Here is a 19,670-nt window from a genome sequence, read left to right on the forward strand (position 1 = left end):
GGCACGGCCCGGGTGCTCGGCCACCGGGCGCCGCCGGGGACGCCGTCCCGGACACCCCGGGTGCGCTCCCGCGCGCCACCCGTATTGGCTACGGTCGAGCGTCCCTGTCGGTGGTTGTCCCGTGAACGGTCGGAGGTCCCGGTGGTCGTCCTGGTGCCCGTCGACGAACGACTGACGGAGCCCGGAGCACCTGGTCTGGCCGAGCTCCGCACCGTCGGTGTCGAGCCGCTCGTGGAGGCGGTGCTGCGCAGCGAGAGCGGCGACGGCGCCTCGTTCGGCGCGCCGGCCGCCTGCGACACCCCGGCGGGCGGCATCCCGGCGGCGATGCACCCGCGGACGTTCCTCGCGATCGACCCCCAGGACCACCAGGTCGTCGGCACCTGCGGTTTCAGCGGGCCCCTGCGCGGCGGCCGGCTCGAGATCGCGTTCTGGACCTTCCCGCCCTTCGAGGGCCGGGGCTGGGCGACGGCCATGACGCGCGCGCTGGTCGCCCGCGCGTTCTCCGACCCGGCGGTCCAGACGGTCGTCGCCCACACGCTGCCCGAGCGCGCGCCCGCCGCCAGCGTGCTGACCGCCAACGGCCTGGTCCGCGTGCAGTCGCGCCGCCGTGACGAGAGCGGCCCGAACGGCGCCCGGCGGATCAAGGTGTGGCGCTGGGAGGCCCACCGCCCGACCCGCGCGAACGCCCCGACCGCGTGATCCTGCACCTCTGCACGCGCGCGGAGCTCGACGCGGCGCGCGCCGACGGGGCCCGGCGCCCGCCCTCGCTCGACGAGGTGGGGTTCGTGCACTGCTCCGACCCCGGCACCGTGCACCTGCCCGCCACGCGCCTGTTCGCGGGCCGCGCCGACGTCGTCGTGCTCGTCGTCGACCCCGCGCGCCTCGACGTGCCGGTGCGCTGGGAACCGGGCGTGCGCGCCGGCGGCGGCGAGGACCCCCGCGGGCCGTGGTTCCCGCACGTCTACGGCCCGCTGTCCCTGGACGCCGTGGTGGCGGTGCACGACCTGCTCCCGGGCCCCGACGGCTCCTTCCGCCCGCCGCCGGCGGTGGCGGAGCCTCGCTGAGCTAAGCGAAGGGCACCTTCGCTCGGATAGACGGGCGAGGGGCACCCTTCCCCAGGACGTCGCCGAGCGCGTGGGGCTGGCGGGGCGCGCGGGGCGGACCTCGATCGCCCCGCAGAGATCACGAGCACACCATCGACCCCGCGACCCGACACGACGTGGACCAGGTGCTCCTGATCTCCGGCGCCGGCCCCGGACGAGCGCACTGCCCCGCGAAACGCCGACCCCGCCGACGACGGCACCGCCCCGGGACGACGACCCCACCAACGACGACGGCCCCCGACCGGAGAGCCGGTCGGGGGCCGTCGAACGCGTAGCGGGGACAGGATTCGAACCTGTGACCTCTGGGTTATGAGCCCAGCGAGCTACCGAGCTGCTCCACCCCGCGTCGGGTGGCCCGTCGCCCTGGGCCGGGGGGTCCCGACGACCGGAGCGGACTCCGACGTCGGTGTCGTAGCGGGGACAGGATTCGAACCTGTGACCTCTGGGTTATGAGCCCAGCGAGCTACCGAGCTGCTCCACCCCGCGCTGCGTTGTGTCTGCAACGGTACACCGGCGCCCACCCCGTCCCGCGCAGGGGGGTGGGCGCCGGGCGTCCGTCAGCCGCCGGCGTTCGCCGGCGTCGTCGGCGTGGCCCCGGTGGCCGAGCGGAACTGCGCGATCGCGCTGTCGAGCGCCGCCTCCGCGTCACCGATGCCCCGGAAGTCCCGGGCAGCCTGGGCCTGGGACAGCCGGTCGAGGGCGTCGTTCATCGCCGTCACGGCCTGGGTGAGCTCCGGGCTCAGCGCCTGACCTGGCGCCCCGCCGGGGAGCGGTCCGGACCCGGTGTTGGCGCCGGGCGCCGGCGTGGGCGACTGCGAGGTCGCGCCCAGCCCCGGGACGTTGAGCCCCGGCGGCAGCGGCACGCCCTGGAAGGCCGCCTGCAGGGCTCCCTGCAGCGTGGGCGCGTAGCCGATGTCGCCGTTGTTGAAGCGGGCGATCACACCGAACAGCTGCGGGAACGAGGTCTGGGCGTTGCGCTCGACGTAGATGGGCTCCACGTAGAGCAGCCCGCCGGCGACCGGCAGCGTCAGCAGGTTGCCGTACTGCACCTGCACCGGCGTGCCCGACTGGCGCAGCGGGAACAGGCCCTGGTTCACCGAGTTGCTGGTGAGCAGCTCCGCCTGCACCTGCTGGGGACCCTGCGGGCCGCGCTGGTCGCCGGTGAGCTGCGCCGGCAGCTCCAGCACCGTCATCCGCCCGTAGCTCTCGGGCTCCGAGCTCACCGACAGGTACGCCGAGAGGTTCGGGCGCGAGAGCGCGAGCAGCGTGCTCGACATCTGGAACTGGGTGTCCGGCGCCGCGCCGGGACGCGGGTCGCCCGCGAGCAGGTAGTACGGCGGGATCGACGCGTTGCTCTCACGCGTCGGGTCCTCGGGGACGGTCCAGAAGTTCTGGGTCGAGAAGAAGTCGCGCGGGTTCTCGACGTGGTAGCGGGTGAGCAGGTCGCGCTGGACCTTGAAGATGTCCTCCGGGTAGCGGAAGTGCGCCCGCAGCGCGTCCGGCACCTCGGCCTCCGGGCGCACGACGTCGGGGAAGACGTTCATCCAGGTGCGCAGCACCGGGTCCTGGTCGTCGACCTGGTAGATCCGGACCTCGCCGCTGTAGGCGTCGACGGTGGCCTTCACCGAGTTGCGCATGTAGCCCGCCGTGCCCGGCGACCCGGTGGGCCGCAGCGAGTCGGCCGTGGCGTCGGCGAGCCCGACCTGCTGGGCGTACGGGTAGCGCGGCAGCGTCGTGTAGCCGTCGACGATCCACTGCATCCGGCCGTCCACGACCGCCGGATACGGGTCGACGTCGGTGCGCAGCCACGGCGCGACCTTCTGGACCCGCTCGATCGGGGTGCGGTTGTAGAGGATTCGCGAGTCCTCGCCGATCGAGCCGTTGAACAGGATGTTCCGCTCGCCGTAGGCCGCGGCGAAGATCAGCCGCTGGGCCCAGTTGCCCACCGGCACGCCGCCGGGGCCGGTGTAGGCGGTGGCCGGGCGGCCGGGCCCGTCGTACTCCCGCGGCGGCGACCCGGGGTTGCCGCCGACGATCGCGTAGTCGTCGGTGCCGCCCACGAACTCGCCGTAGTAGATGCGGGCGCCGTCGGGGCTCAGGCCGAACGGCCCGGGGTTGGACGAGTCGCTGACCTCGAACTGCGGCAGGCCGCCCTGGCTGGCCTCGGCGTTGCTGGGGACGTTCACCCGGTCCGCCGGCGCCGAGACGAGGCCCTGGCCGTGCGTGTAGACGAGGTGGCGGTTGATCCAGTCCTGCTGGTTGCCGATGAGGGCGTCGGGGTTGATCTCGCGGGCGGCCAGCACGAAGTCCTGGCGCTGGCCGTTGACCGTGTAGCGGTCGATGTCGAGGTCGGGCGAGAAGCTGTAGAAGTTCGTCAGCTGCTGTTGCACCGCGAAGGTGCGGTTGAGCCGCGACGGGTCCTGGATGCGGATGTTGTCGAGCGTCGCCTGGCTGTTGGCGACGTCCTGCGGCGGCGCGGCGGCCGACCCGTTCGCCGACGCCACCTGCGGCGCGTACGGCACGACGCTGACGTCGGTGAGCCCGAAGGCCTGCCGGGTCGCGGCGATGTTCCAGGAGATCGACTGGGCCTCGCGGTCGATCGCGTTCGGGCGCACCGAGACCTGCTCGAGCACCGCGGGCCAGGCGGCGCCGACCAGCACGCTCGACAGCACCAGCAGGGCCAGCGCGATCGCCGGGATCTGGAGGTTGCGCAGCACGACCGCCGAGAAGAAGGCGGCGGCGCAGATCACGGCGATGATCAGCAGGATGAGCTTGGCCGGCATCGCGGCGTTGAGGTCGGTGTAGGTGGCGCCGAAGAAGTTGGCGCCGCCCTCGGCCGCCTTGCGGTCGGAGAACAGCAGCTCGTAGCGGTCGAAGAAGTACGCGACGGCCTTGAGCAGGACGAACGTGCCGGCGAGGACCGCGAGGTGCGCGCGGGCGGCCGGCGCGACGGCGCCGTTGCGCCCGGCCAGGCGGATGCCGCCGAAGAGGTAGTGCGCGACGAGCGCGGCGATGAAGCTGACCGCGATCGCGACGAACAGCCAGCTCAGCATCGAGCGGTAGAACGGCAGCGAGAAGACGTAGAACGCGATGTCGTGGCCGAACACGGGGTCGGCGATGCCGAACGGCGTGCCGTGCAGGAACATCTGGAAGGTCTGCCAGTCGGCCTGCGCGGAGAGCCCGGCGATCAGCGCGACCACCGCGGGGATGCCGACGGCGAACCAGAGCGGCCGCGCGAGCACCACGGTGCGGTAGCGGGCCACCGGGTCCTCGGCCGCGCCGGCGGCGGCGACGGGCACGAACACCGGGCGCACCCGGTAGGCGATGACGAGGTTCAGCGCGAGCAGCCCGCCCATCAGCACGGCGGCGAACACGAACTGCAGCACGCGGGTCCACAGGATCGTCGTGAAGACGCCCCGGAACCCGACCTCGCCGAACCAGGCCCAGTCGACGTAGACGTCGACCAGGCGGGCCCCGCCGAGCAGCACGACGAGCGCCACCACGCCGACGATCAGCAGCGTCTTCGTGCGTCGCGACAGCTGGGGGGTGGCTGTCGGGGGCCGGTTGGCCACGGGGTCACACTCCTGAGAAAGGGGGTCGTCCACGCGTCGGGCGGACCCGGGCGTGCGGTGGCCACTCTACGAACACGGTGTGGGGTTGACGTGGCCCGGCATGTCCGGATCCCTCCCGCCCTGCTCGGGGACGGAGCGGAGCGGCGCTCGACCCTCCGGTCGGGCGCTCACCAGGGACGTCGGCGGTCCGGGTCCCGCCTCAGCACGGGACCGGCGGGCGGCCCTCGCGGACCGCCTCCAGGGCCGCGATCCCCTCGCCGAGGGTCCCGACGCGCGCGAGCACCAGCCCGTCCGGCGCCTCGGTGACGGCCTCGGCGCAGTTGCCCGCCGGCACGAGGAACACCTCGGCCCCGTCGTGGCGCGCCGCGTCCATCTTGAAGCGGATCCCGCCGATGTCGCCGACGCGGCCCAGCGCGTCGATCGTGCCGGTGCCGGCGACGACGTGGCCGCCGGTGATGTCGCCCGGGGTCAGCTTGTCGACGATCGCCGACGCGAACACCAGGCCGGCGGAGGGCCCGCCGATGTCGCCGAGGCTGATGCGCACGTCGACCGGCGAGTCGACGATGTTGGTCGGGGTGACGCCGAGGAAGCCGCGCGGGTCCCCGTCCGGCCGGGCCGCCGCGACGACGGTGACGTCGGTGCGCGGGCCGGGGGCGCCGAGCGGGCCGCGCTGCACCGTCACGGTCACCGCCTGCCCCGGCCGGGTCGGCGCGAGGGCGTCGACGACCTCCTGCGGCGTCGTCACCGGCCGCCCGTTGACGGCGACGATGCGGTCGCCGGGCGCGAGCAGGCCGGCCGAGGGCGAGTTGTCGAGCACCGAGCCGACCTGCACGGCCGTCGGGTAGCCGAGGTAGCGCAGCGCCGCGGCCTCGGCGTCGGTCTCGGACTGCGCGAACTGGCGGGTGTTCTCCTGGTCGACCTGCTCGCTGGACCGTCCCGGCGGGTAGACCGACTCGCGCGGCAGCACCTGCTCGTTGCCCGAGGCCCACATCGCCATCGCACCGAAGAGCGTGACCTGCGTCGTCACCGCCACGGTGGTCATCCGCAGCTGCCCGCTGGTCGGGTAGACGGGCGCCGGCCCGGTGATGTCGACGACGGTCCGGCCGTCCTCACCGACGCCCAGCACGTCGAACGTGGGGCCGTCCCCGAGCGCCACGAACGGCACCCGGACCGTCGCGCCGAGGAGGCCCAGCACCCCGGCCAGCACGAGTCCGAGCGCCAAGGTCGCGCGCAACCGGGTCACGGCCGGACAGGGTAGTGACCGGGGGTGAGCCCGCCGTGCGGGGACGTGCCCTGTCCGTTTCCTGCGCACTTCCTGGGACGTTCCTGGGTGTTCGCCGTGAGCGTGCCCGGGCGGCGTGCTCGGGCCCCCGATCAGCCGCGGGTCCGCGTACCGTCGACACCATGAGTGACCTGCCCTTCGGTTTCGGACCGTCCGACGACGACGAGTCCCGTCGCTCCGGCGGCTCCGGTGGCTCCGGCGGCCAGGGGGGTGGCCCGGGCGCCGGCGGCTTCGGCTTCGGTCCCGGGATGGGTCTGCCCGGGGGTGCGGGCGGCGCCGGCGGCTTCGACATGGGCCAGCTCGGCCAGATGCTCACCCAGCTCGGGCAGATGCTCAGCCAGTCGTCGGGGCCGGGCGCCGAGGGGCCGGTCAACTACAAGCTCGCCGCGCAGATGGCGCACCAGCAGCTCGGCGCCGACGGCAAGAAGGCGCCGACCGGCGAGCAGCAGCGCGCCGCCGAGGAGTCCGTGCGCCTCGCCGAGCTCTGGCTCGAGGACGCGACGACGCTGCCCTCGGGCGCCTCGCAGGTGGTCGTCTGGTCGCCCGCGCAGTGGATCGACACGACGATGCCCACCTGGCAGCGCCTGTGCGACCCGGTGGCGCAGCGCGTCGCCGGCGCGTGGGTCGAGGGCCTGCCCGAGGAGGCCCGACAGATGGCCGGCCCGATGCTCGGCATGATCTCGCAGGTCGGCGGCATGGCCTTCGGCTCGCAGCTCGGCCAGGGCCTCGCCCAGCTGGCCAAGGAGGTGCTGACCTCCAGCGACGTCGGCCTCCCCCTCGGTCCCGAGGGCACCGCGGCGCTCCTGCCCGCCGCCATCGCCACGTTCACCGAGGGCCTCGACCGCCCGGCCGGCGAGGTGCTCGTCTTCCTCGCCGCCCGCGAGGCCGCCCACCAGCGCCTCTTCGGGCACGTGCCCTGGCTGCGCCAGCGCCTGCTCGCCACCGTCGAGGAGTTCGCGCACGGCATCTCCATCGACACCTCCCGCATGGAGGAGCTCGCCCGCGAGGTCGACCCCACCAACCCCGCCTCGCTCCAGGAGCTCATGAGCTCCGGGATGTTCGAGCCGCAGACCACCGAGTCGCAGAAGGTCGCGCTCCGGCGCCTCGAGACGCTGCTCGCCCTGGTCGAGGGCTGGGTCGACGTCGTCGTCGCCGACGCCGTGGGCGACCGCCTGCCCGGCGCCGTCGCCCTCGGCGAGACGCTGCGCCGCCGCCGCGCCTCCGGCGGGCCGGCCGAGCAGACGTTCGCGACGCTGGTCGGCCTCGAGCTGCGGCCGCGCCGCCTGCGCGACGCGGCGACCCTGTGGCGCCGACTCACCGACGAGCGCGGCATCGAGGGCCGCGACGCGGTGTGGGCCCACCCCGACCTCATGCCCACCGCCGACGACCTCGACGACCCCTCGTCGTTCATCGGCGAGCGCCGCTCCGTCGCGCCCTCCGAGGAGGGCGCCGCCCCGAAGAGCGGCGAGAGCTTCACCGACCTCGACGACCCGCTGGCCCGCCTCGAGGCCGAGATGAAGGCCGAGCAGGAGGCCAAGGGGAAGCCCGACGAGAAGGGCGAGGACAGCTAGTCCTCGTCGGCCTCGCCACCGTCCGTGTCGGTGATCGGCAGACCGGCGCCCGCCGCGAGGCCCTCGAGGTAGCCGATCGCGCGCTCGCTGCGCGGGTAGGCGGCCTCGGCGGCCCGGAAGGCGGGGCCGTGGTGCGGCTCGCGCAGGTGCACGAGCTCGTGCACCAGGACGTGGTCGAGCACCCACCCCGGGACCTCGCGGAGCCGCTCGCTGAGCCGGATCGTCGCGTCGGCGGGCGTGCACGACGCCCACCGCGTGCGCATCGGCTTCGTCCACCGCACCGACGCCGGGCGCGGCCAGGCCCCGTCGGGCGCGATCGGGTCGAGGTGCGCGGCGGCCAGCGCGTCGGCGCGCGCGGCGAGGTCCGCGTCGCCGGCCCGCCGCCCGGGCCGGCGGCGGGCGTCGGCGCGCTCGAGGCGGCGCAGCATCTCCTCGACCCAGTGCCGCTCCTGGGCGCGGGACATCGACGCCGGGATGTTGACGACCACCGTCGAGCCCTCGCGGTGGGCGTCGACGGTGCGCTTCCGGCGCCGACTGCGGCGGACCTCCACCTCGGGACGCGGATCGGCCACACCGCGAGCCTAGAAGGCGGATCCGACGGGCCCTCCGGTGCGTCGAACCAGGTGTGCTCCCGACCCTCGCCTCCCCCGTGTCCCTCCCCGACCGGCCCCGTCTGCGCCTGCCCGCGCTGCACCGGGCCGCCGACGTCCTGCAGTTCGGCGCCGGCCCGTCCGGCGCGCTCGTCGTCGACGGGCTGACGCCCCCGCTCGTCCGCATGGTCGAGACCCTCGACGGCACCCGCCCGCGCGCCCGGGTGCTCGCCGACGCCGTGGCCGCCGGCGCCTCCCCGGGCGCCGCGCGCGAGCTCCTCGAGCACCTGCATGCCGCCGGGCTGCTCGCCGCCCCGGCGGTGCCGCCGGCCGGACGCCGGGTGGTCGTCCGGGGCGCCGGGCGCATCGCGGTGTCGGTCGCGTGCCTGCTCGCGACGGCCGGGGTCGGGCGGGTGCTCGTCGAGGCCGGGGGCACGGTGTCGCGCGACGACCTGGGCACCGGGCTGCTCGCCGACGACGTGGGCCGGCCGGCGGGGCGGGCCGCGCAAGAGGCGGTGGCGCGGGCCGGCGCCGCGACGCCTAGTCCCCCGGCCTCGCGGCGCTGGCTCTCCGCGCGGGCCGACCTCGTGGTGCTCGCCGACGGCGCCCGGCCCGACCCGGTGGGCGCGCAGCGGCTCGTCCTCGAGGGTCGCGCGCACCTGCCGGTGGCCGCGCTCGACGGCGCCGGCACCGTCGGGCCGCTCGTGGTGCCCGGGGCGACGCCTTGCCTGCGCTGCGACGACCTCGTGCGCGCCGACGCCGACGACGCGTGGGCGCGGGTGGCCGCCGAGCTGGTCGGGCGCCGCGACCCCGTGCCGGTGGCGCCGGCCGTGGCCACCGCGGCGCTGGCGGTCACCGAGGTCCTGGCCTGGCTCGACGACACCGCACCCGCGTCCCGCGGCGCGGTGCTCACGCTGGCCGCCGACGGCACCCGGCGGTGTCGTCCCGTCCGCCGTCATCCCGGGTGCGGCTGCCACGCCCTCGGCGGCCGCGCCGTCGCCGGCCCCGTGGCGGCGGCCGCGTGACGTCGTCGCCCGATGTGCTCGTGCCGGAGCTGCGCGCGTCACACCCGGCGAGGTGTCGACGGGGTACCGGGTACACCCCGTCAGGGGACCCCGCGAAGGAGACGGCGATGCTCTCGATGACCAACCGGTCCGCTCACCCCATCGACACCCGCGGGCGCGACCCGTTGACCACGGTGTTCGGGGCGGAGAGCGCGACCTACAGCTGCCCCGACCTGGCGTCGGTCGACGCGCACCTCGCCGCGCTGTGCCAGCGGATCGAGCTGGCGGCCCCGCGCTTCCCCGCGCTCGAGTCCTTGTTCCGCGGGGAGATCGACCGGCTGCTCGACCGGCGGTGCTGGCTGGAGGCGGTGTCCCGCACCACGAGCCCGGCCGAGTGGCCCGGCACACGGCGCCCACCGCTGCCCTGATCGCGCCGTCACGCACGGCACGGGGGAGAATCGGGGGCGTGACCGATGACATCCCCCGCCGGTCGGTCCAGCGGTCGGCGCGGCTGGCCTCGCTGCCGTTGGGCTTCGCGTCCCGCACCGCCGCGGGCTGGGGCCGTCGGCTCGCCGGGGGCGACCAGGGTCAGATCTCCGCCGACGTCGCCCGCCGCGGCGCCGAGCAGCTCTTCGCCGTGCTCGGGGAGCTCAAGGGCGGGGCCATGAAGTTCGGCCAGGCCCTGTCGGTGTTCGAGGCGGCGGTGCCCGACGAGCTCGCCGAGCCCTACCGCGAGGCCCTGACCCGCCTGCAGACCGCGGCGCCGCCGATGCCCGCCGCGCGCACCCACCGCGTGCTCGCCGAGCAGTTCGGCCGCGGCTGGCGCGACCGGTTCCTCGAGTTCGACGACACCCCGGCCGCCGCGGCGAGCATCGGGCAGGTGCACCGCGCGGTGTGGCACGACGGGCGCGACGTGGCCGTCAAGGTGCAGTACCCCGGCGCCCAGGAGGCCGTGATGGCCGACCTGCGCCAGCTGCAGCGCTTCAGCCGCATGGTGCAGCCGCTCGTGCCGGGCATGGAGATCAAGCCCCTGCTCTCCGAGCTGCGCGACCGCATGGCCGAGGAGCTCGACTACCGCGACGAGGCCGACGCCCAGCGCGCCTTCGCCGCGGCGTACGAGGGCGACCCGGACGTCGTCGTGCCCCGCGTGGTCGCGTCGGCGCCGAAGGCGATGGTCTCGGAGTGGGTCACCGGCACGCCGCTGTCGGCGATCATCCGGTCGGGCGAGCCCGAGGAGCGCGACCGCGTCGGCCTGCTGCTCTCGCGGTTCCACTTCTCGTCGCCCGCGCGGGTGGGCCTGCTGCACGCCGACCCACACCCGGGCAACTTCCAGATCCTGCCCGACGGGCGCCTGTGCGTGATCGACTTCGGGGCGGTCGCGCGGCTCCCCGACGGCCTGCCGCGCGAGCTCGGCGAGATGCTGCGCCTCGCGGTCGAGGACCGCTCCGACGAGCTCCTGACGCTGCTGCGCGAGCTGAACTTCGTGCTGCCGGACGTCGACATGGGTCCCGAGGAGGCGATCGCCTACCTGGGGCCGCTCACCGACCCCCTGCGCACCGAGAAGTTCCACTTCACGCGCGCGTGGCTGCGGGGGCAGGCCGACCGGCTCGGCGACCTGCGCCGGCCGGAGTTCACCACCGGGCGCGGGCTGAACCTCCCCCCGCAGTACCTGCTGGTGCACCGCGTGACGCTCGCGTCGGTCGCGGTGCTCTGCCAGCTCGACGCGGAGATCCCGCTCCGCGGAGTCTTCGAGGAGTGGCAGCCCGGCTTCTCCGCGTAGCCGGGCCCCGGTCCTCCGGGGCCCGGTGCGCACGCGACGCGCACCGGGCCCCCCTCTCCCCCCGCGGGGGTCCGGGGCCGGCCCCGGGTCACGGGGCGAGGGTCGCCCTGACTGCGTGGGACGCAGCCGGGGCGACCCTCGCTCCCGCGGGGGCCGGCGTGCCGGGTCGGGTCAGGCGACCCCGGCGGCGGCCCGGGCCGCGGCGAGCTCGGCGTCGCGGGCGAGGTCGGCCTTGGACGGCCGGCCCCGGGGCCGCTTCCGGGCGATCACGGCGCCCCGGTCGAAGATCTCGCCGCCCCACACGCCGCAGTACTCCCGCCGCTCCAGGGCACCGGCCAGGCAGGTGCGCCGGATGGGGCAATCCACGCAGAGGGCCTTCGCCCGCTCGAGGTCCGCGGGCTGGTCGGAGAACCAGAGGTCCTCGCCGGAGAGCCGGCACGGGAGGTCGTCGACGATGGTCAGGGCGTCGAACAGGTCGACGTCGGGGGTGTCGGTTCCGGTGTCGAGGGCGGTCGGACGAACGGCGAGTCCGGCGGGGGACACGGTCTACCTCCGGTGGGCGGGTCGGCGGGGGCCGGGACCGCGGAGTCGTGTCCTGCTGAGACGACGAAGGCCGCGGTCCCTGGTGCGGGTCCGCGGCCTCGTGGGTCGTGTCGGTGGGGATCCTGGGCTTCAGGGACCCCACCGCGAGGCTGCGGACGATCGCTGCGGGACGAAGGTCGGGAGGTACTGATCGCGCTGGTCGACGCGGGGGCGCTGCGTCTTCGGCATCCCCTGCGGCTCGCACGCGACGGCGGCGCCGTTCAACGACGCCGTGCCCGTGCGCCAGCTCGCGACGTGACGACCGGTGCCCGCGAGAGTCACGATGTCCATCGTCACGAGCCCCCTTCCTGGGTCACCACGCAGCATCGAACTGCCCGACCGGCAGCCTCGTGCGCCGGTGTGTGATCGACCGTAGGGCGGCCCCGTGGGCCGGGCAACGTATTTTCGAGAAGTTTTCTCACCGAGAACTCCACCGGGCACGGACGACCAGGCGTGCCGGGTGATCAGCAGGCGGGAACGCACTCCACGAGGCGGCTCCGGTGTGCCTTTCAGCCTGCTGATCACCGGGGACGGCGAGTGCGTGATCAGGGGCGTGTCACTCACCTCTGCGCGCCGGCGGGGTGCACCGGGTGCTCCTGATCACCGGCTCGTCAGGTGGCAGGGATGTCACCAGTAGGCCGGGCCGGTGATCGCTCCAGGTGCTCCGGGAACCCCGTCAGATCGGGTCAGCGGAGCACCCGGGGCGATCTTGTCGGCCCGGCCGGTGCTCGACGAGCCGCAGCGGGTGATCAGGGGCACGTCATCCACCTCGGCGCGCCGGCAGGGGTGCACCACGTGCTCGTGATCTCCCGGCGTGCCTACGACGCGTGCTCGCGCACCAGGGAGAGGACGTCGTCGCCGTAGCGCTCGAGCTTCGACGACCCGATGCCCGGGATCGCGACGAGGCCCGAGGGGTCGTGCGGGCGCTGCTCGGCGAGCGCGATGAGCGTGGCGTCGGTGAACACGACGTAGGCGGGCACCGAGCGGGACTTCGCCTCCGCCGAGCGCCAGACCTTGAGGGCCTCGAGCAGCGTCTCGTCGATGTCCGAGGGGTGCGTGCTGCAGCGGCCGAGCTTCGCCGACGCGGCGTCGGGCAGCGGCTTGCCGCAGACCCGGCACACCGGCTTGCCCCGCGAGCCGCCGTTGTCGCGCCCGGTCGGCTGGCGGGCGGCGGGGTGCTGCTCGGGGACGAGGCCGTAGAGGAAGCGGCTGCGCCGCCGCGACCGCCGCCCGCCGGCGTTGCGCGACAGCGCCCACGACAGGCGCAGGTGCACGCGCGCGCGGGTGACGCCGACGTAGAACAGGCGGCGCTCCTCCTCGATCGCGTCGTCGTCGCCGTCGGCGTGCTGGATGGGCAGCGTGCCGTCGGTGAGGCCGACGAGGAACACCGCGTCCCACTCGAGGCCCTTCGCGGCGTGCAGCGACGAGAGCGTGACGCCCTGCACGGTCGGCGGGTGCTGGGCCTGCGCGCGGGTCTGCAGCTCGGCGAGGAACGCGGCGAGGTCGGCGTCGGGCACCGCGGCGACCAGCTCCTCGGCGAGCTCGGCGAGCGCGCGCAGCGACTCCCAGCGCTGGCGCGCGGCGCCCTGCCCCGCCGCGCCGGCCGGCGCGGACTCCGTGAGCCCCTGCTCGCCGAGCACCGCGCGCACCAGCGTGACCATGCCCTCGCCGCGCGCGTCCTCGGGCGCCCGCGAGGCGGCGGTGCGCAGGGCCGCGACGGCCGTGCGCACCTCGGTGCGCTGGAAGAACCGCTCCCCGCCGCGCACCTGGTAGGCGATGCCGGCGTCGCCGAGCGCGGTCTCGTAGACCTCCGACTGCGCGTTGACGCGGTAGAGCACCGCGATCTCGGCGGGCGGCACGCCGTCGTCGACCAGCTCGCGGATGGCCGTCGCGACGGCGGCGGCCTCGGCGGGCTCGTCGTCGTGCTCGGCGAAGTCGGGGTCCGGGCCGGGCGGGCGCTGGCCCTCGAGGCGCAGCCGCGACCCGGCCGCGCGCCCGCGGGCCGCGCCGATCACCGTGTTGGCGGCCGCGACGACCTGCGGCGTGGAGCGGTAGTCGCGCACCAGGCGCACGACCGTGGCCTCGGGGAAGACCCGCGGGAAGTCGAGCAGGTACGACGGGCTGGCGCCGGCGAACGAGTAGATCGTCTGGTTGGCGTCGCCGACGACGGTGAGATCGTCGCGCCCGCCCGTCCAGGCCCGCAGCAGCCGGTGCTGGGCGGGCGTGACGTCCTGGAACTCGTCGACGACGAAGCAGCGGTAGCGCTCGTGGAACTCGTGGGCGACCTCGGGGTGCTCCTCGAGCGCCGCGGCGGTGTGCAGCAGGAGGTCGTCGAAGTCGAGCACCTCGGCGCGGTTCTTGAGCGCCTCGTAGGTCTCGTACACCGCGGTGACCTGCTCGACCGGCGCCGGCACGTCGCGGGCGGCCTTGCCCGCCGCGGCGGCGTAGTCGGACGCCGGGACCAGCGAGGCCTTGGCCCACTCGATCTCGCTCGCGAGGTCGCGCAACGACTCGCGCGTGGTGGGCGCCCCGGCCCGCTGGGCGGCCTGCCCGACGAGGCGCAGCTTGCCCTCGAGCACCTCCCAGGGCGCGCCGCCGACCACGCGCGGCCAGAAGTAGCGCAGCTGGCGCAGCGCCGCGGCGTGGAACGTGCGCGCCTGCACCGGCGGCTGCCCGGCCCCGCCGACACCGAGGTCGCGCAGCCGCGTGCGCATCTCCCCCGCCGCCCGCGCCGTGAACGTCACGGCCAGGACCTGCCCGGACTGCACGTGGCCCGCCGAGACGAGGTGGGCGATGCGCCGCGTGATCGTGCGGGTCTTGCCGGTGCCCGCGCCCGCGAGCACGCAGACCGGGCCGCGGGGCGCCAGGACCGCCGCGCGCTGCTCGGGGTCGAGCCCGGACGTCACGTCACCAGCCACGGGCCCATGGTCTCAACCCGGTCCGACGGCCGGGGCCGAAGGTCGGAAATCTCCATGACCGTTGTCGGACCCTTCTGGAACTGTGGAGGTCGTGCCACCTGCCATCGAGGCCGACGGTCTCGTCAAGCGCTTCGGCGCCACCACGGCGCTCGCGGGCGCCAGCTTCACCGCCACCGAGGGCACCGTCCTCGGCGTGCTCGGGCCCAACGGCGCGGGCAAGACCACCGCGACGCGGGTGCTCGCCACCCTGCTCGCGCCGGACGAGGGCCGGGGGCTGGTCGGCGGGTACGACGTCGTCGCCGAGCCCCACCGGGTGCGCACGCTGATCGGGCTCACCGGGCAGTACGCGGGCGTCGACGAGGCGCTCACCGGCACCGAGAACCTCGTGCTCATCGCCCGCCTGCTCGGGCAGAGCCGGGCGGCGTCCAGGCGGCGCGCCGCCGAGCTGCTCACCCAGTTCGGGCTCACCGACGCGGCGGGCCGCGCCGCGCGCACCTACTCCGGGGGCATGCGCCGCCGCCTCGACCTCGCGGCGTCGCTGGTGGGGCGCCCGCGCATCCTGTTCCTCGACGAGCCGACCACCGGGCTCGACCCGGCGAGCCGCAACGAGCTCTGGGACATGGTCCGCGGGCTCACCGACGACGGCGTCACCGTGCTGCTCACCACGCAGTACCTCGAGGAGGCCGACCAGCTGGCCGACGACATCGTCGTCATCGACCGGGGCACGGTGGTCGCGCGGGGCACGCCGCTCGACCTCAAGTCGCGGGCCGGCGCCGCGGTGCTGCAGATGCGCCCGAGCCGGCCCGAGCAGCTCGAGGCGGTGCGCGGCGTCGCCGCCGAGCTGGCGGGCGCGGAGCCGACCGTCGAGCAGGGCACGGTCTCGGTGCCCGCGGCCGACGACGCGCTGATGCCGGCCGTGGTCCGCCGCCTCGACGACGTCGGGGTGAGCCTCGCCGAGCTGACGCTGCGGCGCGCGACCCTCGACGAGGTCTTCCTCGCGCTCACGGGCCGCCGCGCGGTCGAGACGCCGGACACCGACGAGCTGCAGGAGACCGCGTGACCCTCGACCGCACCGCCCCCGCGCGGCCCGCGCTCACCACCGGCCCCGACACCGCGCCGCCCTCGCGGCGCGTCTCGCCGGGGCAGTGGGCGAGCCAGTCGCTGACGATGGCCTGGCGCAGCATCGTCCAGATCAAGCACAACCCGTCCGAGCTGCTCGACCTGTCGATCCAGCCGATCATGTTCGTGCTGCTGTTCACGTTCGTGTTCGGCGGCGCGATCGGCGGATCGACCGACGCGTACCTGCAGTTCTCGCTCGGCGGGCTGATCGCGCAGAACGCGCTGTTCCTGACGATCTACACGGCGACCGGGCTCGCGACCGACCTGCAGAAGGGCACGTTCGACCGGTTCCGCAGCCTGCCGATCGCGCGCTCCGCGCCGCTGTCCGGGCGCATCCTGGGCGACGTGCTGCGCCAGCTGTGGTCGCTGGTGGTGCTGCTCGCGGTCGGCGTGGTGCTGGGCTTCCGCATCACGACGAGCCCGCTGGCGGTGCTCGCGGCGTTCGGGCTGCTCGTGGCCTTCACCCTGGCGTTCTCGTGGACGTCGGTGCTGCTCGGGGTGCTCGCCCGCGACCCGGAGAAGGTCCAGATCTACGGGTTCACGGTGCTCTTCCCGCTGACGTTCGCGAGCAACGCCTTCGCGCCCACCGAGACGATGCCCGGCTGGCTGCAGGCCTGGGTGTCGATCAACCCCGTGACGCGGATGGCCGACGCGCTGCGCGGCCTGCTGGTCGGCGGGCCGGTGGCGGCCAACGCGATCGCGACGCTGCTGTGGGGTGTCGCGTTCGCCGCGGTGTTCGGCCCGCTCGCGGTCTGGGCCCTGCGCACGCGGACCTGACCCCCGCGAGCGGCCCGCGAGGGCCACGATGGAGGCATGACCGAGCAGCTCGTGCCCACCACGCTCGAGGCCGGGGGGATCCCCGACGACGTCGTGGAGCGCGCGGTGATCCGCGCCGACCAGTGGGCGCGGGCGGGCTCGGCGGGCACCGCGACCGGACCCTCGGCGCAGCTCGCCGCGCTCGTGCACGACCCGGCGGGGATCGACTTCACGCTGCGGTTCGTCGACCGCGTCGCCCGGCCGGCCGACGACGACGTCGCGGCCCGCGAGCTGGCGCGCCTCGCGGGGCGCCGCTCGCCGCTGCCGGCGTTCGTCGGCCGGCGCGACGCGGCGCTGCTGCGGGCCGGGGCGCTGGCGGGGCCCCGCCTGCCCCGGGTCGTGGTGCCGCTCGCGCGCCGGCGGCTGAAGGCCATGGTCGGGCACCTGATCGTCGGTGCGGAGGGGCGCGCGCTGGCGGACCGGCTCACCGAGGCGAAGAAGGAGGGGTTCCGGCTCAACCTCAACCTGCTCGGCGAGGCGGTGCTCGGCGAGGACGAGGCCGACCGGCGCCTCGCGCGGACGATGGAGCTGCTGCGCCGCGACGACGTCGACTACGTGTCGGTGAAGGCGTCGTCGGTGGCGAGCCAGCTGGTGCCCTGGGACCTCGAGGGCAGCCGCGACCGGCTCGTCGAGCGCCTGACCCCGCTGTTCGAGCTGGCCCGCGACACCGGGTCGTTCGTGAACCTCGACATGGAGGAGTACAAGGACCTCGACCTCACGGTCGCGGTGTTCACCGCCCTGCTCGACCGCCCCGGGTTCGCCGACCTCCCCGCCGGCATCGTCCTGCAGGCCTACCTCCCCGACGCGCTCGGCGCGCTCTCCGAGCTCGCGGCCTTCGCGCGCCGGCGGGTCGCCGCGGGCGGGGCGCCGATCAAGGTGCGCCTGGTCAAGGGCGCGAACCTCGCGATGGAGAAGGTCGACGCCGCCCTGCACGACTGGCCGCAGGCGCCCTACACCACCAAGGCCGAGGTCGACGCCAACTACGTGCGGCTGCTCGACCGCGCGATCGGCGGCGACCTCGTCGACGCGCTGCGCCTCGGCGTCGCGAGCCACCACCTGCACCACGTCGCGCTCGCCGTCGAGCTCGCCGCGGTGCGCGGGGCCGAGCGCCAGCTCGACGTCGAGATGCTGCAGGGCATGGCGCCCGCGCAGGCGCGCGTCGTCGCCCGCGACGTCCGTGAGCAGCTGGTGCTGTACACGCCGGTGGTGCACGCCGGCGACTTCGACGCCGCCGTCTCCTACCTCGTGCGCCGGCTCGAGGAGAACGCGTCGCCGGAGAACTACCTGTACGCGCTGTTCTCCGACACCGGGCCCGCGTCGTACACCGACCGGTTCCGGGCGTCGGTGCGCGACCGCGACGCGGTGCGGGCGACCCCGCGGCGCACGCAGGACCGGCTCACCGACGACCCCGCGCTGCCGGACCGCTTCCGCAACGAGCCCGACACCGACCCCTCCCTGCACGCCAACCGCGCCTGGGCGCTGAAGGCGATCACCACCCCCGCGCCGGCCGCGCATGAGCCCGAGATCACCGACCCGACCGCGGTCGACGCCGTCGTGGAGCGCGCCGCCGCATCGTCCTGGGGCGCCCGGTCGGCTGCCGAACGTGCCGCCGTCCTGCGCGACGCGGCCCGGGCCCTCAGCGCGGCCCGCGGGGACCTGCTCACCGTCATGGTCGGCGAGGCCGGCAAGACGATCGCCGAGGCCGATCCCGAGATCTCCGAGGGGATCGACTTCGCGGCGTACTACGCGGACCGGGCCGAGGAGCTCGACGGCGCGCCGTTCACGCCCGACCGGGTCGTCGTCGTGACCCCGCCGTGGAACTTCCCGATCGCGATCCCCCTCGGCGGCTGCGTCGCGGCGCTGGCGGCCGGGGCGTCGGTGGTCATCAAGCCGGCGCCGCAGGTGCGCGCCTGCGCGGAGGTCGGTGTCGCCGCCCTGCACCGCGGCGGCATCCCGGCCGACGCGCTGCAGCTGGTGCACACCGACGAGGGTTCCGCCGGGCAGCGGCTCGTGACCCACCCCGCCGTCGACCACGTCGTGCTCACCGGGGCGTCGCAGACCGCGGAGCTCTTCCGGTCGTGGCGGCCCGACCTGCGCCTCGTCGCGGAGACCAGCGGCAAGAACGCGCTGGTGGTCACGCCGAGCGCCGACCCCGACCTCGCGGTCGCCGACCTCGTGCGCTCCGCCTTCGGGCACGCCGGGCAGAAGTGCTCGGCGGCGTCGCTGGCGATCCTGGTCGGGTCGGTGCGCTCGACGCGGACCGCGGCCGGGGCGCGCTTCCACCGCCAGCTCGCCGACGCCGTGCGCACCCTGCGGGTCGGCCACGGCAGCGACCCGTCGACGACGATGGGGCCGCTCATCGGCCCGCCGGACGGGAAGCTCGAGCGGGCGCTGACCCGCCTCGACGAGGGCGAGCACTGGCTCGTCGAGCCCCGCCGCCTCGGCGAGACGCTGTGGACGCCCGGGGTGAAGGAGCCGGTGGCGCCGGGCTCGTGGTTCCACCTCACCGAGTGCTTCGGGCCGGTGCTGGGGCTCATGCACGCGGCGGACCTCGACGAGGCGATCGCGCTGCAGAACGCGACGGGATTCGGGCTCACCGGCGGCCTGCACGCGCTCGACCCGGACGAGATCGATCACTGGATGGAGCGCGTCGAGGTCGGCAACGCCTACGTCAACCGGCACATCACCGGCGCGATCGTGCAGCGCCAGTCGTTCGGGGGGTGGAAGGGGTCGGTCGTGGGCCCGGGCGCCAAGCCCGGCGGGCCGAACTACGTCGCGCAGTTCGGGACGTGGCACGACGGACCGCTCGACGCGCTGCCGTCGGCCCCGCTCGACCCGCCGGTGGCGGCGCTGCTCGCGCAGGCCGCGCCGCGCTTCTCGGCCGACGACCTCGCCTGGCTCCGGGCGGCCGCCGGCTCCGACGCCGCCGCGTGGCGCGACGAGTTCTCGCGCGAGCACGACCCGACGGGCCTGGCCGCGGAGGCCAACATCTTCCGCTACCGCCCGCTGCCCTCCCTGCGGCTGGTCACCGGGCCGGACGCCGCCGACCGTGACGTGCTGCGGGTGCGGCTCGCCGCGGCGTGCGCCGGCGTGCCCCTCACTGAGGACACCGGGTCACCGCGGCCCGGCGAGCGGCTGCGGGTGGTCGGGACCGCGCCGGACGACCTGCGCCGCGAGGCCGCGAGGACCGGCGCGTCGCTGCTCGACGCGCCGGTGGTGGCCGACGGGCGCCGCGAGATGCTCACGGTGCTCCGCGAGCAGGCGGTCAGTGTGACCCGTCACCGGTTCGGCCACGTGGAAGCCTGAGCGATCTCGCGGTGTTGCACCGGTCGT

General features: G+C 75.3%; 15 protein-coding genes and 2 tRNA genes. 9 read left to right on the forward strand and 8 right to left on the reverse strand.

Annotation, left to right across the window (positions count from 1 at the left end; translation table 11 throughout):
- Nucleotides 1-141 precede the first annotated feature (141 nt).
- Both ACFPK1_RS28705 and ACFPK1_RS28710 read left to right on the forward strand, forming a co-directional pair.
- Nucleotides 142-699, forward strand: coding sequence for a GNAT family N-acetyltransferase (locus ACFPK1_RS28705; RefSeq protein ID WP_378024368.1), 558 nt, complete (start codon nt 142-144; stop codon nt 697-699).
- Nucleotides 696-1,064 (forward strand): DUF952 domain-containing protein, encoded by a 369-nt coding sequence (locus tag ACFPK1_RS28710; RefSeq protein ID WP_378024369.1) that lies wholly within the window; start codon nt 696-698, stop codon nt 1,062-1,064. Before ACFPK1_RS28705 ends, ACFPK1_RS28710 begins: the two co-directional genes overlap by 4 nt.
- A 311-nt stretch (nt 1,065-1,375) precedes the next feature.
- Here ACFPK1_RS28710 and ACFPK1_RS28715 read toward each other — a convergent pair.
- The 4 genes from ACFPK1_RS28715 to ACFPK1_RS28730 all read right to left on the reverse strand — a co-directional run bounded on the left by ACFPK1_RS28715 (nt 1,376) and on the right by ACFPK1_RS28730 (nt 5,918).
- A tRNA-Met gene (locus tag ACFPK1_RS28715) sits at nt 1,376-1,449 on the reverse strand.
- A gap of 66 nt (nt 1,450-1,515) precedes the next feature.
- A tRNA-Met gene (locus ACFPK1_RS28720) sits at nt 1,516-1,589 on the reverse strand.
- Between the two features lie 71 nt (nt 1,590-1,660).
- Entirely contained in the window at nt 1,661-4,675 is a 3,015-nt protein-coding gene (locus tag ACFPK1_RS28725) for a UPF0182 family membrane protein (RefSeq protein ID WP_378024370.1), read from the reverse strand.
- A gap of 199 nt (nt 4,676-4,874) precedes the next feature.
- Nucleotides 4,875-5,918, reverse strand: coding sequence for a YlbL family protein (locus ACFPK1_RS28730; protein ID WP_378024371.1), 1,044 nt, complete (start codon nt 5,916-5,918; stop codon nt 4,875-4,877).
- Nucleotides 5,919-6,079: 161 nt separating this feature from the next.
- Between ACFPK1_RS28730 and ACFPK1_RS28735 the strand changes: the two genes are divergently transcribed.
- Entirely contained in the window at nt 6,080-7,528 is a 1,449-nt protein-coding gene (locus ACFPK1_RS28735; protein ID WP_378024372.1) for a zinc-dependent metalloprotease, read from the forward strand.
- Here ACFPK1_RS28735 and ACFPK1_RS28740 read toward each other — a convergent pair.
- Nucleotides 7,525-8,100, reverse strand: coding sequence for a M48 metallopeptidase family protein (locus ACFPK1_RS28740; protein ID WP_378024373.1), 576 nt, complete (start codon nt 8,098-8,100; stop codon nt 7,525-7,527). The two genes, ACFPK1_RS28735 and ACFPK1_RS28740, sit on opposite strands and share 4 nt — an antisense overlap.
- A gap of 77 nt (nt 8,101-8,177) precedes the next feature.
- Here ACFPK1_RS28740 and ACFPK1_RS28745 point away from each other — a divergent pair, with 77 nt between their 5' ends.
- The 3 genes from ACFPK1_RS28745 (at nt 8,178) to ACFPK1_RS28755 (ending at nt 10,902) form a co-directional block, all read left to right on the forward strand.
- Nucleotides 8,178-9,143, forward strand: a complete 966-nt coding sequence (locus ACFPK1_RS28745; RefSeq protein WP_378024374.1) for a hypothetical protein — start codon at nt 8,178-8,180, stop codon at nt 9,141-9,143.
- A 107-nt stretch (nt 9,144-9,250) separates the two neighbouring features.
- Nucleotides 9,251-9,550 (forward strand): hypothetical protein, encoded by a 300-nt coding sequence (locus ACFPK1_RS28750; RefSeq protein ID WP_378024375.1) that lies wholly within the window; start codon nt 9,251-9,253, stop codon nt 9,548-9,550.
- A gap of 38 nt (nt 9,551-9,588) precedes the next feature.
- Nucleotides 9,589-10,902: an ABC1 kinase family protein gene (locus ACFPK1_RS28755; RefSeq protein WP_378024376.1), complete on the forward strand. Its 1,314-nt coding sequence runs from the start codon at nt 9,589-9,591 to the stop codon at nt 10,900-10,902.
- Nucleotides 10,903-11,073: 171 nt separating this feature from the next.
- Here the strand turns inward: ACFPK1_RS28755 and ACFPK1_RS28760 are convergent, their stop codons facing one another.
- The 3 genes from ACFPK1_RS28760 to ACFPK1_RS28770 all read right to left on the reverse strand — a co-directional run bounded on the left by ACFPK1_RS28760 (nt 11,074) and on the right by ACFPK1_RS28770 (nt 14,402).
- Nucleotides 11,074-11,376 (reverse strand): WhiB family transcriptional regulator, encoded by a 303-nt coding sequence (locus tag ACFPK1_RS28760; protein WP_378024438.1) that lies wholly within the window; start codon nt 11,374-11,376, stop codon nt 11,074-11,076.
- A 198-nt stretch (nt 11,377-11,574) separates the two neighbouring features.
- Nucleotides 11,575-11,775 (reverse strand): hypothetical protein, encoded by a 201-nt coding sequence (locus tag ACFPK1_RS28765; RefSeq protein ID WP_378024377.1) that lies wholly within the window; start codon nt 11,773-11,775, stop codon nt 11,575-11,577.
- Nucleotides 11,776-12,302: 527 nt separating this feature from the next.
- On the reverse strand, nt 12,303-14,402 hold the full coding sequence (locus tag ACFPK1_RS28770; RefSeq protein WP_378024378.1) for an ATP-dependent helicase: 2,100 nt from the start codon (nt 14,400-14,402) through the stop codon (nt 12,303-12,305).
- A 91-nt stretch (nt 14,403-14,493) separates the two neighbouring features.
- Between ACFPK1_RS28770 and ACFPK1_RS28775 the strand changes: the two genes are divergently transcribed.
- The 3 genes from ACFPK1_RS28775 to ACFPK1_RS28785 are packed head-to-tail and all read left to right on the forward strand — an operon-like array spanning nt 14,494 to nt 19,643.
- Nucleotides 14,494-15,462 (forward strand): ATP-binding cassette domain-containing protein, encoded by a 969-nt coding sequence (locus ACFPK1_RS28775; RefSeq protein WP_378024379.1) that lies wholly within the window; start codon nt 14,494-14,496, stop codon nt 15,460-15,462.
- Nucleotides 15,459-16,298 (forward strand): ABC transporter permease, encoded by an 840-nt coding sequence (locus ACFPK1_RS28780; RefSeq protein ID WP_378024380.1) that lies wholly within the window; start codon nt 15,459-15,461, stop codon nt 16,296-16,298. The genes ACFPK1_RS28775 and ACFPK1_RS28780 overlap by 4 nt, the downstream gene beginning before the upstream one ends.
- 36 nt (nt 16,299-16,334) lie before the next feature.
- Complete coding sequence (locus ACFPK1_RS28785) at nt 16,335-19,643, forward strand: proline dehydrogenase family protein (RefSeq protein ID WP_378024381.1); 3,309 nt, start codon at nt 16,335-16,337, stop codon at nt 19,641-19,643.
- Nucleotides 19,644-19,670: the final 27 nt, after the last annotated feature.

Source organism: Actinomycetospora rhizophila (assembly GCF_042657905.1).
GTDB lineage: Bacteria > Actinomycetota > Actinomycetes > Mycobacteriales > Pseudonocardiaceae > Actinomycetospora > Actinomycetospora rhizophila.

Excerpts from the sequence above, each read along its gene's own strand:
- ACFPK1_RS28735 (WP_378024372.1), top strand. The coding sequence starts at position 6,080 with ATGAGTGACCTGCCCTTCGGTTTCGGACCGTCCGACGACGACGAGTCC.
- ACFPK1_RS28785 (WP_378024381.1), top strand. The coding sequence starts at position 16,335 with ATGACCGAGCAGCTCGTGCCCACCACGCTCGAGGCCGGGGGGATCCCC.
- ACFPK1_RS28765 (WP_378024377.1), bottom strand. The coding sequence starts at position 11,775 with ATGGACATCGTGACTCTCGCGGGCACCGGTCGTCACGTCGCGAGCTGG.
- ACFPK1_RS28750 (WP_378024375.1), top strand. The coding sequence starts at position 9,251 with ATGCTCTCGATGACCAACCGGTCCGCTCACCCCATCGACACCCGCGGG.